Here is a 17,143-nt window from a genome sequence, read left to right as displayed (position 1 = left end):
CCGGAATACAACGGCGAGTGGTGTCTGAACCCAGAATTGACCAAGCAAGGCGGCAATGTAGACACCCCAGCGCTGGAGACGTATGCCGGTGACCATGTCTGTTTTTATGCCAGTGGGGCGGGTTACGGGCCTGAGCCGCTGGGCTGTGTAACGATTGAAAATGACGGGGACCTGGCATCCGTCAAGCTGTCGCCCTGCATCATCGCTTGTTTCTTCAACAAACCGATGACGCTGGACTACACGGTCAAGACCCCCAATGGTGAGGCCTCACAGCGATCGCCCGAACAGGTGGTCAGCGTTTTGGTGCCTCAATTCCCCCACTCGGGCATTGAAGAGGCAACGGACGGTAAAGTGGATCTGCGCACGTTCGCAGGGGATGCAATGGCGACTGTGCCCGTCTGGGATTATGCAGAGTGCTCGAACACGTGTTGGATGTGGATCACGGGGACGCGTGAAGACGGCAGCGCTTACCGGTTCGACATTTTGACGAATGCCGCTGTTACGGATGACTGGAAGACGCATGGGGTTGATGCGTCTATCCCGAGGGCAGAGCTGCAAAAGCTGGCGGATTGCAGCAGTTTTGAACTGCATTTTTCAGCGACCTTTTGTGATGCCGATGATTTGGCAGAGGCTCATGCATTTCCGGCCCAGGCGTTTGAAATCGAGCAAGAGGCTCTGGTCCTGCCTGCGCCTGAAGTTGTCGAAGCGGTGGGCTCTGATTTGACTGCCTGGAATGGGCGTAACGGTGTACAGGTCAAAGTGGATTACGTCGGCAACAACCCCAAGCACTCCATCAGTCTTTGCTGGAAAAAGGCGGACGGTACTTGCTGGCCGCTGGCTTCCAAACCGGGGAGTACAGCGGGCGCTGTGATCTTTGAGCTGCCGGCGGAAGCGGTGATCGAAAGCATGGGTAAAACAGTGCCAATCACCTATACCGTGAATACAGCGTGCAAGGTGCAGACCTCGCCGCCTTTGAACTTGAAGATCAGTAAGCCGGTGCGTCTACCCACTCCCGCAGTGAGGGAGGCCACGCCATACGCCACTCAAGGTGGGGTTTTAGATTTGCGTGCTTTTGCCGGTGATGCTCATATCACAGTGGAAAAGTGGTGGTTCATATTGTTAGGGCAGGTCGGATGGCTCAAATGTACGGGCACCGCCGACGCGAATGGATCCCCTTACACCATCAATGTGGCAATTGCCGCACCGATCACCTCTAGTGATCTGTCCGGTGGCTTGGAAAAACTACTTCCACGTGCAGAGCTGGAGAAGTTGCGTAACTTAACTCCGTTGGTGGTTGAATACATGGCGACGCCAGATGTCGGTGGTGTTCAGAGCAATGCGATTACGTTCCCCGTATTGAACCTGAAGTTCACTAAACCCTTCCGCGATCTATCGGACTTTACTGCTAATGGAGATCTCAACGGTTGGCAGCGGGGGCCTGCGGCGGCGGACCCAAGGGACTTGGTACATCATCGGGAAGAGGACGGTAACGGGTGTTTGTTTAATTACACCTATTCAGAGACCAGTAATGGCGTTTTATTGTCAAAAGCCATTCATGGATTCGAGGTAGGTCGCAAATATAGTTTCAGTATTGCGGTGAAGCGTTTCAATCTGGCAGGTGCTGCTCCGCGTTTTTCGTTGAACGTAAATAGTGTTCCTGTTACCGCGCAAACTGATTTTCCAAATATGGTTTGGGCCGCACTGACGGGCACGTTCACAGCGACCTCAGCGAGCATGTCGCTGAACATCTACTCTCATGTTTACACTGGTATAGGGAACGATTATCTCTTGGATAAGATTTATGTGAGAGAGGTGTAACGGTAAGCTCTAAACGACGGAGTAAAGTCGAACACTTCTATTTTTTTGAGTAGAAGTGTTCGATAGTTGTGCGGGTGGCACATTTGTCATTCCCGCACGAACCTGTCGGCATTATTTCGGCCCTAATATCTTCACCAACTTATCCGGCGACGGCGCCCCCTGCTGTTGCTGCAAGCCACCCTTGTCATCCAGGTAGAAAATCGCCGGCGTCGCCGACAACTCCAGCTCATCCATCAACTTCATATTGGCATCGAGCTTGGCTTCGATATCGGCCGGGATCTTCGCCATTGCCTGCAATTTACTGCCCTTGCCGGCGGCTTCGTGTTCTTCCAGGGCTTTTTGCGGGTCTTTGGCGGCGAACAGGGCGGCGGACTTGGCCGCGCTGTCTTCGCGGATGATGCCGACCATGATGTGGCGCAACTGCACCTTGCCGGCCTTGACCCATGGCCGCGCCTGTTCCCAGAACATGTTGCAGTACGGGCAGTTAGGGTCGCTGAACAGGTAGACGATGCGTGGCGCTTTAACGTCGCCGTCCTGGATCCAGCTGCTTTTTTCCATCTTGGCCCAGACTTCCTTGGCCATCGGCGCGTACACCAGTTTTTCCAGGGGCGCGGTGCTCAGGTCATTGCCCTGGGCGTCGTACAGGTTGCCGGCGATCACGCTTTTGCCGTCGGCGGCCAGGTACAGCGCCATGCCGCGGTTCTGGTATTGCGCGGCGTAGCCGGTAAGGCCGCTGGGGGCGTCGAATTTGCCGATGATCCTGGCGCCCTTGGCTTCGATCTGTTTGATCGGCGCCGGCCAGTCTTCGGCCTGGGCCAGGGTGGCCGCCAGCGTCAGCGGCAGTAGGGTCAGCAGGTGGCGGAGGCTTGGCATGTCGGTTTCCTTGTGGCAGCAGGGGCGGTGTCGAAGGGTTCCATGGCACGGGCCAGGCTGGCCTGGGACAACTCGCCCAAGTGGCTGTTGATCAGGCGTCCGTCGGCTTGGTAGAACAAGGTGGTCGGCAGGGCCATGGAACCCACGGCCTGGCCGAGGCGGCCGCTGGCGTCAAACAGGACGTTGTCCAGGTTCAGGCCCTGGGTGGCCAGGTAGGTGCTGACGCTTTGCATGCTTTCTGCCTGGTTGACGAACAGGAAGGTCACGTCAGGGCGCATGCGTTGGGCACTTTCCAGCACCGGCATTTCGCGCCGGCAGGGCGGGCACCAGGTGGCCCACAGATTGATCACCAGCGGGCCGCCCTGGTAATCCGCCAGTTGCACCACTTCGCCATTGGCGTTGCGCAGGGTGATGTCCGGCAGGCGCGTGCCTTTTTCATACACGCTCAAGGACAGGCTGGTCATGCCCCAGAACAGCAGGCCGGTGATGACCCCGGCGCTCAGTGGCTTACGCAGCGCCGGGCGGCGCCAGCCGTAGGCCAGCGCACCGAGGATCAGGGCGATGATGCCGGGCCAGGCGAGGAAGCCGCCGTCGCGCAGGTCGACCATCTGCAGCCAGTCGTTGCTGTAGTAGCTCCAGTACATCAGCACAAAGCTGACGCGTGCCGCGAGCATGCCCAGCAGGAACAGGCTGAACAGCACCGATTCCGGGTTCTCACCGCCACGCTTGGCCACGCGCCAGCCCACCAGGGTGGCGAGAATCAACGCGCTGATCAGCAGAATGTGATTCAGCGCGATGGCGAAGGTGCCGATGGTCAGGGTCAGCATCAGAGGGCGTCCCGGGCTTGGGTCCAGCGTTGCAGGAAGGCGTCGGCATTCACTTCGCCGGTGATGCGTTGGGCGCGGCGCTCTTCACCGTCGGGGCCGATCCAGACGAAGCTCGGTGGCCCCGGTACTTTGTAGCGGCCCAGCAGTTCGCGGCTGGCGGCATTGTCGGCGGTGACGTCCAGGCGCAGCAGGCGTACGTCTTTGAGGGCGTCGAGGACTTTGGGTTGGCCGAACACCTGTTTTTCCATGATCTTGCACGACACGCACCAGTCGGCGTAGTAGTCCACCAGCACCCATTGGCCCTGGGCCTTGGCGCTGTCGAGTTGATTTTGCAGGACGGCGGGGTCGTTGATGGTCATGAAGGCGTCATGGGCGGTGGGCGCACCGGCGACCTGCGCGCCGCGGTACACCTTCAGCGGTTGCCACAGATCGTCGCCGCCACCGGCCGCGCCCACCACCAGCACTGCGCCCCACAGGCCCAGCACCAGGGAACCGGCGCCGAATACCTTGGCCGCCAGGCCGTACTCGCGGGCCAGGGTCCAGCCGCAGTAGGCCATCACCAGCGCCAATGCGCCCCACAGGCCGATCCACAGGCTTTCGCCGACCACCGGGCGAATCATCAGCACGGCGGTACCCAGGAACAGGAAGCCGAAGATGCCCTTGAGCACGTTCATCCAGTTGCCCGGCTTGGGCAGGAAGCGGTTGCCCACGGTCACCAGCAGCAACAGTGGAACACCCATGCCGATGCCCATGTAGAACAGGATCAAACCACCGTGCAGCGCATTGCCGCTTTGCGCGATATACAGCAGGACGCCCGCCAGTGGCGCGGTCATGCAAGGCCCGACCAACAGGCCGGACAGCGCGCCGAGCACCCCGGCGCCGATCAGGCTGCCACCGCTTTGCTTGCGGCTGACGTTGTCCAGGCGATCGCGCAGGAAGGCGGGCAGTTGCAGTTCAAAGAAGCCGAACATCGGCAGGGCGAGGATCACGAACAACGCGGCGAAACTGCCGAGAATCCAGGAGGTTTGCAGCAGCGCGGCGAGATTGGCGCCGAGCAATGCCGCCAATACGCCGAGCGCCGCATACACCAGCGCCATGCACACCACGTAGCTGCTGGCCAGGGCAAAACCACGGCGAGGACTGGCGCCACTGCCCGCCACCAGGCCGGCGAGGATTGGCAGCATCGGCAGTGAACACGGCGTAAATGCCAGCAGTAGGCCCAGGCCGAAGAACACCAGCAGGCTCCAGCCCAGGCTGCGCTGTTGCAGGCCGCTGGCCAGGCTCTGGTCCTGGGCTTGCGCGGTGGCGGCGACGGCGGGGTTGCCGCCCAGGTCTACAGTGATCGACTGCGGCGGGTAGCACAGGCCTGCATCGGCGCAGCCCTGCCAGCCCAGTTTGACCTGGCCGGTGGCCCCGGCGGGTAGCTTCACTTCCAGGCCCTGGCGATACACTTCCTGCTCGCCAAAGAACTCGTCGCTATGGGCCTCGCCTTGCGGCAGTGCCGGCTGGGCGGCCAGGCCTTCGAACTTCATGCGCTGCTTGTACAGGTAATAACCGTCGGCAATTTGCCAATACAACTGGGTCTCGCCACTTTCAAGACGTTCGGAAGTAAAGGTAAAGGCCTTGCCCACCGGGAGGAAATCGGGTTTGGTCTCAAACGGGTTGCCCGGCGCGGCCTGGGCCAACCCGGCGAACAACACCAGCAGAAAGGTAAACAGATGCCGCATGGTCAAGCCTTAGTCCGATACAAGTGAGGCACACAATGTGTGGCGTTGATTAACCGATGATTAACCGAGGGCTATTCTAAAGTGTACGGAATATCTGAGCGTGACTCTTTTCACGGCATAATCTGCGCTTAATCCGCTGCACCTTTAATCCCCCCATCTTTCATGAAGGGTTCACCATGCACGTACTGGTCTGTGAAGACGACGAACTGATTGCCAGCGGCATCGTGGCCGGCCTCACCGCCCAGGGCTTTACGGTTGAGCGCGTGGCCACGGCGGCGGCTGCGCGGGCGATGCTCAAGGCGGCGACCTTCGACATCATGGTGCTCGACCTCGGCCTGCCCGACGAAGACGGCCTCAAGCTGTTGCAGCAACTGCGCAGCCAGGGCCTGGAGATTCCGGTGCTGATCCTCACTGCGCGGGATTCGGTGACCAACCGCGTCGACGGCCTGCAAGCCGGCGCCGATGACTACCTGCTCAAACCCTTCGACCTGCGCGAACTGGCTGCCCGCCTGCAAACCCTGCTGCGCCGGATGGCGGGGCGCAGCGTCAACCTGATCGAACATGGCCGGTTGACCTATGACCCCAGCAGCCGCGAAACCCTGTTGGGCGGCCAGCCGGTGGATCTGTCCCGGCGTGAACAAGCGCTGCTGCAGGCGCTGCTGCACAACAAGGGCCGTGTGCTGTCCAGCGAGCAGCTCAAGGACAGCGTCTACGGCTTCAACGATGAGCTGGAGAGCAACGCCCTCAACGTGCATATCCACCACCTGCGGCGCAAATTGGGCAATGGCATTGTCGAGACCGTGCGCGGCCTGGGCTATCGCCTGGGCCCGGCGGATGACGGCGAGAACGCTTCGTGAAAAGCCTGCGCCTGCGCCTGACTTTCAAGCTCGGCGCCGCCTTCGTGCTGATCTGGGCCCTGGCAGCGGCCTGGATGCTCAACGACCTGCGCAACCAGATGATGTTCTCCCTCGACCAGCGCCTGGTGGCGTCGGCACGCATGGTGGCGGGGCTCACCGAGCAGATGCCGGGCCTGGCCAGTGTCAGCGGCGGCGCGCATTTCAGTGCCGAGCAACTGCACGTGCCGGGCGGCATGGCCTGCCAGGTCAGTTCCTTGCGCGGGGAAATCCTGGCGCGCAGCCACACCACGCCGGATCAGGGCCTGGAGTCGCAACGCAGCGGTTTTCGCGACCAGATGATCGACGGCGTGGGCTGGCGCAGCTTTACCCTGTCCCGTGGCGACCTGCTCATTACCACCGCCGACCGCCAGGTTGAGCGCGAGGCCCTGAACCTGTCGATCCTGCTGGCGGCGTCGGTGCCGGTGGGCGTGGCCATGCTCGGTTGCCTGTGCCTGCTGTGGCTGGGCATCGGCCAGAGCCTGCTGCCGCTCAACCGCATGCGCGACGCGCTGATGCGGCGCAGTGCCGATTCCCTCGAACCGCTGCAGATCCACCCGCTGCCCAGCGAACTCAAACCGCTGCTGGACACCCAGAACCAACTGTTGCAACGCATCGCCAAGACCATCGAGCGTGAACGCCGTCTCACCGGCGATGCCGCCCACGAACTGCGCAGCCCGCTGACGGCGATCAAGACCCACCTGCAAGTGGCGCGCATGACCGAAGGCGCGGCCCGCGACCAGTCCCTGGCCCACGCCGAGGAGGGCGCCGACCGCTTGCACCGTACCCTGGAGCAGTTGCTGCTGTTGGCCCGGGTGGAAGGCAGCCTGTCGTTTGACGATGGCCTGCAGTCCAGCGCCGAAGAAGTCGCACGGCTGGCGATCCAGGATGCCAATGCTGGCGATAATTCGCGCATCGATCTGATCCTGCCGCACAACCTGTCCGCTGCCCCGGTGGAAATGCCCGTGGGCCTGGCGGTTGCCGCCCTGCGTAACCTGCTGGACAACGCCTTGCGCCATACGCCGGCGGACACGCGGGTAGAGCTGAGTGTGTTCACCGCGCCAGATCAAGTGGTGTTCCGCGTGCGCGACTATGGCAAGCAGATTTCCAGTGAAGACCTGCAATACCTGACCCAGCGCTTCTGGCGCAATGGCAACAGCGAAGGCTGCGGCCTGGGCCTGGCGATCGTGCAAGCAATTGTGCAGCGCTGCTCCTGTTCACTGACATTCGACAGCCAGGCCGATGGCCTGCGTGTCGAGTTGGGCATGCCGCTGCGACGCTGAACGCCGTCCTTTCAAGTGCCAAATAATTACCACCCTCCTGACGTTCAAGTCTTCAGGATGGCGCTAATTTTTTTGCGCTTGAACGGGCCGAATGACTCGGCCTGTATTGAAAAGGATGGTTCTTATGTTGGTCATCGACACCAGTTTCCCAGCCAGGCACTTCAACGACCGCAACGGCGAGCCTGTGGGGCAACTGATCCTGCATTACACCGCCGCGCCGTTCGCGTCCTCCCTGCGAACCCTGACCCAGGACGGGGTCAGCGCCCACTATCTTCTGCCTGATCCCGATGAGCCCGGCTACCGCGCTGCCGGGTATGACGAACTGCGCGCGTTTCGTCTGGTGGATGAAACCAAGCGTGCGTGGCATGCCGGGGCGAGCCAATGGGCTGGGCGGGATAACCTCAATAGCCGTTCGATTGGTATCGAGATCGTCAACCTGGCGCGGGATGACGCGGGGGTGTTTACCTTTCCTGCGTACGCCCAGGAGCAGGTTTCGGTGTTGATTGCACTGGTGCGCGACATCCTCGGGCGTTACCCGCAGATCGGTCCGGCGGATATTCTCGGGCATTCGGACGTGGCGTATTGGCGCAAGAGTGATCCAGGGCCCCGGTTGCCTTGGCGATGCTTGTACGACGCCGGGGTTGGCGCCTGGTTTGATGAGGCGACGCGGGCGATGTACCAGCGTCGGTTTGGTGTGGGGCTGCCACCGGAGGTAGAGGTCGAGCGGGCGTTTGAGCGGTATGGGTATAAGCCGGCGCAGAACCGACAGGCGTTTGCACAGCGCACGCGGGCGTTCCAGATGCACTTCAGACCGCGAGATTACAGGGGCGTGTTGGATGCCGAGACGTGCGCGATCCTGTATGCCCTGAACGAAAAATACCGGGGACTTTGACGCCGAGTACCGTTCAACTGCATCCGCTAACGATCAATAGCCCTAAATCCCTCAGCCGCTGATGCGTTTCCAGAACAGGAAATCCGTGCGCATGCCCTTGGGCCAGACGCCAACGGATTGGCAGTTTGGTCACCATCATCAGCGTATTGAGGGACAGAGAGATGTCAGTCGCTACCAGCCGTATCGAAAGCGCCCCGGTGTATGGCAGCCCGGCGCCTGCGGAAACGCTCTACCAGTTCGATGAAACACCGCTGTTGGCCCGTCAACGCCAGCAGGAGTCCAACGCCCGCAGTTACCCCCGGCGCATTCCCCTGGCGCTCAAGCGTGCCAAGGGTATTTATGTGGAAGACGTGGAAGGCCGCCAGTTCATCGACTGCCTGGCCGGCGCCGGCACGCTGGCGCTGGGGCATAACCACCCGGTAGTGATCGAAGCCATCCAGCAAGTGCTGAGTGACGAACTGCCGTTGCACACCCTCGACCTGACGACACCGGTCAAGGATCAATTCGTACAGGATCTGTTTGGCCTGTTACCGGCCGAGCTGGCGCGGGAAGCCAAGATTCAGTTCTGTGGCCCTACCGGCACCGACGCGGTGGAAGCTGCGCTGAAACTGGTACGTACCGCCACCGGGCGCAGCACCGTGCTGTCGTTCCAGGGTGGCTATCACGGCATGAGCCAAGGCGCCTTGAGCCTGATGGGCAGCCTGGGGCCGAAGAAACCCTTGGGTGCGTTGCTGGGCAATGGCGTGCAGTTTCTGCCATTCCCCTATGACTACCGCTGCCCGTTTGGTCTGGGCGGTGCGCAAGGTGTGCAGGTCAATCTGCATTACCTGGAAAACCTGCTCAACGACCCGGAAGCCGGGGTATTGCTGCCCGCAGCGGTGATTGTTGAAGTGGTGCAGGGTGAGGGCGGCGTCATCCCGGCCGACCTCGACTGGCTGCGCGGCCTGCGGCGGATCACCGAGCAGGCGGGCGTGGCGTTGATCGTCGATGAAATCCAGAGCGGTTTTGGACGCACCGGCAAGATGTTCGCCTTTGAACACGCCGGCATCATTCCGGACGTGGTGGTGATGTCCAAGGCCATCGGCGGCAGCTTGCCGCTGGCGGTGGTGGTGTACCGCGATTGGCTCGACACTTGGCTGCCGGGCGCCCATGCCGGTACGTTCCGTGGCAATCAGATGGCGATGGCGGCGGGTTCGGCGGTGATGCGCTACCTCAAGGAACACGACCTGCCCGGCCATGCGGCAGCAATGGGCGAGCGCCTCGGCGAACACCTGCGCATCCTGCAACGGGACTTCCCGCAGTTGGGCGATATTCGCGGCCGCGGGCTGATGCTCGGGGTGGAGTTGGTGGACCCGGACGGTACCCTCGACATCCAGGGCCACCCACCGGTGCACCGCCAATTGGCGCCGCTGGTACAGCGCGAGTGCCTCAAGCGCGGACTGATCCTGGAACTGGGCGGCCGTCATGGCAGCGTAGTGCGCTTCCTGCCGCCGCTGGTGATCACCGCCGCAGAAGTCGACCGTGTGGCCGAGATCTTCGGGCGCGCCCTGGCCGCCGCTGTGGCCAGCCTCTAATTTTTCGACGGTTTGGTACGTTTCTACAGATATCAGTGCTGCGCGTGGTGCGCAGCCAGTTTTTTTGCGATGGAGAACAGCAATGACCTCAGTATTTGACCGCGACGACATCCTGTTTCAGGTAGTGGTCAACCATGAAGAACAGTATTCCATCTGGCCCGACTACAAGGCCGTGCCGGAAGGCTGGCGCACCGTAGGCAAGAGCGGCCTGAAGAAAGAGTGCCTGGCCTACATCGAAGAAACCTGGACCGATATGCGCCCGTTGAGCCTGCGCCAGAAGATGGATGGCGCGGCACTGGCCTGAGGTAATCAGGCTTTATGTGGCGAGCGGGCTTGTTGTGGTGAGCGGGGCAGGCCCGCTCACCACAACAAGCGAGCTTGGCAACGGTGGGTGCGATGCCTTCAAGCTTCCTTCTCTTTCTCCAGCCCACCCGACGCCCCCGTGACCACCTGCACACTCAAGCGCGGTGTGGCCAGGTCCAACCCCGCTTCGTCCAGATGCCGTTTCAGCGACAGGTTGAACGCCCGCGACACTTCCCACTGTTTGATCGGCGCCGTTTTGAACCGTGCCCGCAGGATTGCGCTGCCTGACTCAAAACTTTCCACGCCCTGAATCTCCAGCGGCGACCAGATGTTGCGGCGCTGCAGCGGGTCGTTGCGCATTTTCTGGCCGACATCGCGGATCAGCTTGATCGCGTTATCAATGTCCATGTTGTACGGGATCGCCACGCGGAAGATCGCGTAGCCGAACTCCCGCGAGTAGTTCTTGATGCTCTTGATCTCGCTGAACGGAATCGTGTGCACAATCCCGTCGATGTCGCGCAGGCGCACGGTGCGGATAGTCAGGCCCTCGACGGTGCCGAGGTGGCCGCCCACGTCCACGTAGTCATCGATTGCCAGGGAGTCTTCGATGATGATGAACAGGCCGGTGATCAAATCCGCCACCAGCGACTGCGCACCAAAACCGATGGCCAGGCCGATTACACCGGCACCGGCCAGCAGCGGCGTGACGTTCATGCCCATGTTCGCCAGGGCGACGATGGCGGCGATGATGAAAATCGTCACGAAAAGCACGTTGCGGATCAACGGCATCATGGTCTGCGCCCGCGCATTGGCCAGGCCTTTGCGCGAGCGGGTGAGGGCGTGGTGAATTGCCGTGTCGCTGAGGATCCAGATCAACCAGGCAAACAGCAGCGTGCCTGCCAGGCCGAACAGTTTGACCGCGATTTCATGACCGTCGCCTTCGGTAAAGCCAATCAGCGACAAGCCCCAGACCCGCAGGCCCAGTTCGATAAACACCAGCCACACCACCAGGTGAGCCAGGGTGTAGATGAAGCTTTTCAGGCGCTCGGAGTACAGCGCATGGCGCTTGTGCCCGCGTTGCGGCTTGAGGGCATGGCGACGCACCAGGCCGTTGATCACCATGCACAACACCAGCAATACCGTGCACAGCAGCGATTGACGCAGGGCGGTGCTGGTGTCGCCGGCAGAGACGAACGTGGCAAACAGGGAAATACCTACCAGCAGCAGGGCCGGGATGTACCAGAACGAGCCGATGATCTCGATGGTGTCACTGAGGGCGCGCCGTGTGAGGCGGCGTGACAGCGGCTGGTTGCGGATCAGGTGGGCGATCGGCCGGCGAAAACGCAGGATAAACACGCCGGTGGACAGCGCCGCCATCACATTGGCGACGGTTGCGGCGGTGTGCGACAGGTGTTGGCCGAGGGCCGTTACCAGGCGCGGGTCGCTCAGGGCTTCGCCAAAGGCGGCGAAGCTGCCGATCCACCACAGCGGACGAAAGGCCTGGTGCCGCAGGATGTACAGCGCGCGATGGCGGTGCGGGCCGTCGAGTAGCGAGAAGGCGATCACGCAGATGGCCGAGAAACAGGTGCCGACCACCAACGCATAAGCCAGTACCATCGCCAGGGACTTGCCCAGGGACGAGGGCAGCGCGTAGCTCATGTACACGGTGATCACCAGCGCGATCAGCCACGGCCCGAGTTTGCGCAGGGCAAAGCGCACCATGTCCCAGGTACGTGGGTGCTGCGGCAACTCTTCAGGCAGGCCGAACCGTTCGCGGATGCGGTGGCTGAGCCATATCAACGCATAGGCGAGCAGGCTCCACACCGCCAGAATCAGCGCGAAACCAAAGATGATCGGCAGCCATTCGCTGGCCGGCAGCATCAGCGCATCGAGCTCGTCCTTGGCCAGGTCGATCTCATTGGACCAGCGCCCCAGAGGGCTGTCGTTACCGGAAAACTGTTGCTCAAGGGTCGACAGCGTGTTGCCGATCAGCCCAAGCACACCTTGCTCGGCGGCCGGCTGGGCTTTTTGCGTGGCGGCACGCAGCTTTTTCAGGTCGCTGAGCAGTTGGGTGCGTTGCTGGTCGTTTTCCAGGGTCTTGATCACCTCGTCCAGCGATTGGCCGAGGGGCACTTCTGCCTGGGGCTGTGACTTGTTGGTGCTGCCCAGCAGGCCGGGCAGGCCGACCGCCTGGGCAGACGCCAGGGGCAGCAGGGTGAGCAGGGCGATCAGCAGGTAGCAGGGCAGAGCAAACAGACGGGAAAACACGAGGCGTTCAACCTTGGAAACGACGGGTTGAGCGAGTGTACGAGTGCACGGGTCATTCGGCCAGTTTGGCGAGGATCTTGTACACCACCGTGCCCAGGATCAGCAGCATACCGATCCACATGCCGAACACGCCGAGGGGTTTGTCGCGAAAATTGAAGCCGACCGCGAGCATGATCATGCCGATCAGGATAGGGATAAGCATGGCGTGGAAGGAAGACATGGAGATCATGGGGCGACGGCCTTGTCGGAGTGGGAATACTGACAAGTCTAGGTCGGATTGCGGGAAGTGCAGGTGATATAGATCAGGTGTACGCAAAACCAAATGTGGGAGGGGGCTTGCCCCCTCCCACATTTTTGACTGTATTCAGCCTTTGGATCAGGGCAAGTCGTGGCTGGCGTAGAACGCGCCCAACACCTTCACCAGATGCGCCAGGTCATGGCTGCCGCACAGTTCACGAATGGAATGCATGGCAAACGTCGGCAGGCCGATGTCCACGGTGCGCACGCCCAGGTGGCTGGCGGTGATCGGGCCGATGGTCGAGCCGCAACCCATGTCGCTGCGCACGACAAAGCTCTGTACCGGCACTTCCTCGGCCATGCACAGATGGCGGAAGAAACCGGCGGTTTCGCTGTTGGTGGCGTAGCGCTGGTTGCTGTTGACCTTGATCACCGGGCCGGCGTTGAGCTTGGGGCCGTGGTTGGCGTCGTGCTTGTCGGCGTAGTTCGGGTGCACGCCGTGGGCGTTGTCCGCAGACACCAACAGAGATTTCTGAATGGTGCGTACGAACTCATCACCTTCGGGCAACAGGCGGCGCAGGGTCTGTTCCAGCATCGGGCCATCGGCGCCGCAGGCCGAGCAGGAACCGACTTCTTCGTGGTCGTTGCACACCAGCACGCAGGTTTCGTCGCTTTCGCTGGTGAGCAAGGCTTGCAGGCCGGCGTAGCAGGACAGCAGGTTGTCCAGGCGCGCGCCGGCGATAAAGTCGCCATTAAGGCCAATCACGGCCGCACTCTGGGTATCGTAGAAGCTCAGCTCGTAGTCGAGCACCACGTCGGCGTTCAACCCATGCTCGCGTGCCAGTTGCTCGGTGAGCACGGCACGGAAGTCCACGCGCTCGTCACCGGCAAATTGCGCGAGGATCGGCGGCAGTTCGGTCTGGGCATTGATCGCCCAGCCCTGGTTGGCTTCACGGTTCAGGTGAATAGCCAGGTTGGGGATGATGGCGATGGGCAGTTTGAAGTCGATCAGCTGGCTTTCGACCTTGCCGTCGCGGCGGAACGTCACGCGGCCGGCCAGGGACAGGTCACGGTCGAACCACGGGGCCAGCAAGGCGCCACCGTAGACTTCCACACCTAATTGCCAGAAACCCTGGCGTTGCAGCTCGGGCTGGGGCTTGACCCGCAGGCACGGGCTGTCGGTATGGGCGCCGACCAGGCGAATCCCGCCCTGCAGCGGCGAGTGGCGGCCGAGCTTGAAGGCGATGATCGAGGAGTCATTGCGGGTCACGTAATAGCGACCGTTGGCTTCGGTGGTCCAGGTTTCGCGCTCGTCGAGACGCTGGTAACCGGCCGCTTCCAGGCGCTGGGCCAGGGCGGCAGTGGCATGAAAAGGAGTAGGGGAGGCCTTGAGGAAGTCGATCAGGCCTTGATTCAACGCTTCGCGCATAAATAGCTCCAGACAGCAGTGCGCGGAGTTTACCGTCCGATGGCCAGAAGTGCACAGAACAAATGTGGGAGGGGGCTTGCCCCCGATAGCGGTAATCCGTAGCAGCTGCCGAGCGCAAGCGAGGCTGCGTAGCGGACGTATTGACACCCCACGATCTGCGGGGCTCCCAACGCAGCCTCGCTTGCGCTCGGCAGCTGCTACACCGCAATCGGGGGCAAGTCCCCTCCCACATTTGACTGTGTTCACCGCTTAAAAGGGGGCAGGGCACTCAAAGCGCAAGCGCTCACCGCTTTGCGGGTGCGTGAAGCTCAGCATGCTCGCGTGCAAACACAGGCGCGGCCAGGCAGCCAGTGCCTGTTCATGTGCGTACAAGCCATCACCGAGCAACGGGTGCCCAATGGACAGCATATGCACACGCAGCTGATGCGAGCGCCCGGTGATCGGCGTCAGCTCCACGCGGCACCAGTCCCCACAGCGCTCCAGCACTTTCCAGAAGGTCAGCGCATGCTTGCCGAACTCATGGTCCACCACATGGCGGGGCTTGGTCGGTGGGTCGTAGCGCAGGGGCAGGTCGATGCTGCCGCTGTCCAGTTCCGGCTGGCCCCAGGCCAACGCGGTGTAGGCTTTTTCGGTTTCGCGGTCGTGAAACTGACGGGACAGTTCGCGATGGCTATCGGCGTCCCGGGCCAGCAGGATGATCCCCGAGGTTTCCCAGTCCAGTCGATGGACGATGCGGGCTTCGGGGTAGCCGTTTTCCTGCAGGCGGGTGATCAGGCAATCCTTGTTGTCGTCGGCGCGGCCAGGCACCGAGAGCAGCAGGGTCGGCTTGTTCACCACCAGGACAGCGTCGTCCTGATGCAGGATATGGATATTGGACAGCGGCATTAAACAGCCTCGCAACAAACGCCAACGGCGGCTCGACCACCCGGTTCCCGCAAGGGGATCAAGGTGATCGAGCCGCCGTGGCGGCCGCCTGTTCGATCAACGATCAGGCAGGGTGATATTGAGTTCCAGAATCGAGCAGCTGCCGTCATTTTCCAGAGCGACATGCACGTCATCGTTGCCGATATTGACGTACTTGCGGATCACCTCGACCAGTTCCTTCTGCAAGGCGGGCAGGTAGTCCGGGGTGCTGCGTTGGCCGCGTTCGTGCGCCACGATGATCTGTAGACGCTCTTTCGCGACCGACGCGGTGCTTGGCTTTTTGTTGGCGCGAAAGAAGTCGAGAAATTTCATTGTTTAGTTGCCTCCAAAGATACGCTCGAAGAATCCCTTCTTCTTTACATCGAGGAAGCGATGTTCCACGGACTTGCCCAGCAAGCGATCAACCGCATCGCTGTACGCCTGGCCGGCGTCGCTCTGGTCGTCAAGAATCACCGGCACGCCCTGGTTGGAAGCCTTCAGGACTGCTTGGGATTCCGGGATCACGCCCAGCAGGGTGACCGCGAGGATGTCCTTGACGTCTTCAACGCCAAGCATTTCGCCATTGTTGACGCGCTCAGGGTTGTAACGGGTGAGCAGCAGGTGCTCCTTGATCGGGTCTTCGCCTTTTTCGGCGCGTTGGGACTTGCTGGCCAGCAGGCCGAGCATGCGGTCCGAGTCACGCACGGAGGACACTTCCGGGTTGGTCACCACGATCGCTTCATCGGCGAAGTACATCGCCAGGTGAGCACCGGTTTCGATACCGGCCGGGGAGTCGCACACCACGTATTCGAAGGTTTCCTTCAGTTCAGCGAGGACTTTGCCTACGCCTTCCTTGGTCAACGCATCTTTGTCACGGGTCTGGCTGGCGGCCAGCACGTACAGGTTCTCAAGGCGCTTGTCCTTGATCAGGGCCTGTTGCAGGTTGGCTTCGCCGTTCACCACGTTGACGAAGTCATACACCACGCGGCGTTCGCAGCCCATGATCAGGTCGAGGTTACGCAAACCGACGTCGAAGTCGACGATGACTGTCTTGTGGCCGCGCAGAGCGAGACCGGTACCGATAGCGGCGCTGGTGGTGGTCTTACCCACACCACCCTTGCCGGATGTAACCACGAGAATCTTGGCCAAGGTGTTTCACCCCTAAGGAAAAAGGACTTTTCAGTCCCTGAAAAACATCTCTTGGAACTCGCCGCAGGCGGACAGCCATTGTAGGAAAAAGATGTGGTTTCCATCGGGAAACGCCAACTTCCAATTATTCCTACGCAAGTCTTGCCGGTTTCGCTGTGCTATCAGAGTCTAGAGATGCTTGGAAAATGCGGCAGTATCCGTTAAAGACGGATGATGTTCAACACGTCGCCCGAAAGGCTGACCTGCACCCCGGCCCCCCACAGCGGATCACGGCGCAAATCTTCGGAAACCTTGTACCGACCCGCGATGGACACTAGCTCAGCGGTCAATTGCTGGCAAAAAATACGGGCCTTGGTATCGCCCTTGATGCCGGCGAGGGCACGTCCGCGCATCGGGCCGTATACATGGATATTGCCATCAGCCAGAAGTTCCGCGCCGGGACTGACCGAGGAGATCACTACCAGGTCGCTTCCCTCTGCGTAAATTTGCTGCCCACCGCGTACGGGCGAGGTGATGATCTTTGTAGGCTTGATCGTCGGCTCCGGTGGTTTTTCCGGTTTTTTCTTCTCTTCACCGACCAATGGTTCGAGCGGACGCTCGCGTGCGCCGGACGGTGGCAGTACTGGCAGTTCAATGGCGATGGCTGCGGCAATGTCTTCGATACGGCTGGCACGAATGGCCAGCGTACGCAGGCCGTGGGAGCGGCACACGCGCATCAGGCCGGGCAGATCGACCGCGCCCTGGCCGGCAGGCAGTTTGTCCAGGGCCAGCACCAGCGGGGCGTTGTTGAAGAAATTGGGCGCCAGGGCGACCTTGGCGGCGAGCTGGCGGTCCAGGGCGTCGAGGTCGTTGCGGGCGAGTTCCAGCACGGTGATGGCGAGCATGCTGCCTTTCAGCTGGAACACGGGATCTTGGTCTAGCGGTTCGGTTTGGCTCATGGTCGGCATAAAGCGGCTTGTCACGAAAA

The 17,143-nt window shown here is 61.4% G+C and carries 16 protein-coding genes; 6 read left to right on the top strand and 10 right to left on the bottom strand.

Annotated elements, in window-relative coordinates; all coding sequences use genetic code 11:
- The coding region (locus tag AOA60_RS32725) for a hypothetical protein (protein WP_158235046.1) at positions 1–1,818 on the top strand (1,818 nt) is incomplete at its 5' end.
- 111 nt (positions 1,819–1,929) lie between these two features.
- Here the strand turns inward: AOA60_RS32725 and dsbG are convergent.
- The 3 genes from dsbG to dsbD are packed head-to-tail and all read right to left on the bottom strand — an operon-like array spanning position 1,930 to position 5,245.
- Positions 1,930–2,691, bottom strand: coding sequence for a thiol:disulfide interchange protein DsbG (gene dsbG, locus AOA60_RS23095; protein ID WP_099586387.1), 762 nt, complete (start codon positions 2,689–2,691; stop codon positions 1,930–1,932).
- Complete coding sequence (locus AOA60_RS23090; RefSeq protein WP_099586386.1) at positions 2,667–3,518, bottom strand: TlpA disulfide reductase family protein; 852 nt, start codon at positions 3,516–3,518, stop codon at positions 2,667–2,669. Before AOA60_RS23090 ends, dsbG begins: the two co-directional genes overlap by 25 nt.
- Positions 3,518–5,245: a protein-disulfide reductase DsbD gene (gene dsbD, locus AOA60_RS23085; protein ID WP_099586385.1), complete on the bottom strand. Its 1,728-nt coding sequence runs from the start codon at positions 5,243–5,245 to the stop codon at positions 3,518–3,520. The genes AOA60_RS23090 and dsbD overlap by 1 nt, the downstream gene beginning before the upstream one ends.
- Positions 5,246–5,421: 176 nt before the next feature.
- Between dsbD and AOA60_RS23080 the strand changes: the two genes are divergently transcribed.
- From AOA60_RS23080 to AOA60_RS23060, 5 genes are all read left to right on the top strand, one after another.
- Complete coding sequence (locus AOA60_RS23080; RefSeq protein WP_099586384.1) at positions 5,422–6,102, top strand: response regulator; 681 nt, start codon at positions 5,422–5,424, stop codon at positions 6,100–6,102.
- Positions 6,099–7,421, top strand: a complete 1,323-nt coding sequence (locus tag AOA60_RS23075; RefSeq protein ID WP_099586383.1) for an ATP-binding protein — start codon at positions 6,099–6,101, stop codon at positions 7,419–7,421. The genes AOA60_RS23080 and AOA60_RS23075 overlap by 4 nt, the downstream gene beginning before the upstream one ends.
- Positions 7,422–7,545: 124 nt before the next feature.
- Positions 7,546–8,313 carry an N-acetylmuramoyl-L-alanine amidase gene (locus tag AOA60_RS23070; protein ID WP_099586382.1) on the top strand — a complete coding sequence of 256 codons (768 nt, stop codon included), beginning with the start codon at positions 7,546–7,548 and terminating at the stop codon, positions 8,311–8,313.
- 161 nt (positions 8,314–8,474) lie between these two features.
- Positions 8,475–9,887: an aspartate aminotransferase family protein gene (locus tag AOA60_RS23065; protein ID WP_099586381.1), complete on the top strand. Its 1,413-nt coding sequence runs from the start codon at positions 8,475–8,477 to the stop codon at positions 9,885–9,887.
- An 82-nt stretch (positions 9,888–9,969) separates the two neighbouring features.
- Complete coding sequence (locus AOA60_RS23060) at positions 9,970–10,191, top strand: MbtH family protein (protein WP_017527671.1); 222 nt, start codon at positions 9,970–9,972, stop codon at positions 10,189–10,191.
- A gap of 98 nt (positions 10,192–10,289) precedes the next feature.
- On the opposite strand, the gene AOA60_RS23055 is transcribed toward AOA60_RS23060, so the two are convergent.
- The 7 genes from AOA60_RS23055 to minC all read right to left on the bottom strand — a co-directional run bounded on the left by AOA60_RS23055 (position 10,290) and on the right by minC (position 17,114).
- Complete coding sequence (locus tag AOA60_RS23055) at positions 10,290–12,458, bottom strand: mechanosensitive ion channel family protein (protein WP_099586380.1); 2,169 nt, start codon at positions 12,456–12,458, stop codon at positions 10,290–10,292.
- Positions 12,459–12,510: 52 nt separating this feature from the next.
- Positions 12,511–12,687 carry a hypothetical protein gene (locus AOA60_RS33080; protein ID WP_010208820.1) on the bottom strand — a complete coding sequence of 59 codons (177 nt, stop codon included), beginning with the start codon at positions 12,685–12,687 and terminating at the stop codon, positions 12,511–12,513.
- Positions 12,688–12,834: 147 nt separating this feature from the next.
- Complete coding sequence (locus AOA60_RS23050; protein WP_099586379.1) at positions 12,835–14,124, bottom strand: M18 family aminopeptidase; 1,290 nt, start codon at positions 14,122–14,124, stop codon at positions 12,835–12,837.
- A gap of 249 nt (positions 14,125–14,373) precedes the next feature.
- Positions 14,374–15,009 (bottom strand): RluA family pseudouridine synthase, encoded by a 636-nt coding sequence (locus AOA60_RS23045; protein WP_057721392.1) that lies wholly within the window; start codon positions 15,007–15,009, stop codon positions 14,374–14,376.
- A gap of 96 nt (positions 15,010–15,105) precedes the next feature.
- Positions 15,106–15,360 carry a cell division topological specificity factor MinE gene (minE, locus tag AOA60_RS23040; protein ID WP_003175252.1) on the bottom strand — a complete coding sequence of 85 codons (255 nt, stop codon included), beginning with the start codon at positions 15,358–15,360 and terminating at the stop codon, positions 15,106–15,108.
- 3 nt (positions 15,361–15,363) lie between these two features.
- Positions 15,364–16,176 (bottom strand): septum site-determining protein MinD, encoded by an 813-nt coding sequence (gene minD, locus AOA60_RS23035; RefSeq protein ID WP_099586378.1) that lies wholly within the window; start codon positions 16,174–16,176, stop codon positions 15,364–15,366.
- Between the two features lie 200 nt (positions 16,177–16,376).
- Complete coding sequence (gene minC / locus AOA60_RS23030; RefSeq protein WP_099586400.1) at positions 16,377–17,114, bottom strand: septum site-determining protein MinC; 738 nt, start codon at positions 17,112–17,114, stop codon at positions 16,377–16,379.
- Positions 17,115–17,143 lie beyond the last annotated feature (29 nt).

The organism is Pseudomonas sp. 2822-17 (genome assembly GCF_002742485.1).
GTDB classification, from domain to species: domain Bacteria; phylum Pseudomonadota; class Gammaproteobacteria; order Pseudomonadales; family Pseudomonadaceae; genus Aquipseudomonas; species Aquipseudomonas cyclaminis.
The sequence above is the reverse complement of the archived record's forward strand: the minus strand, read 5'-3'. Positions and strand labels throughout refer to the sequence as shown.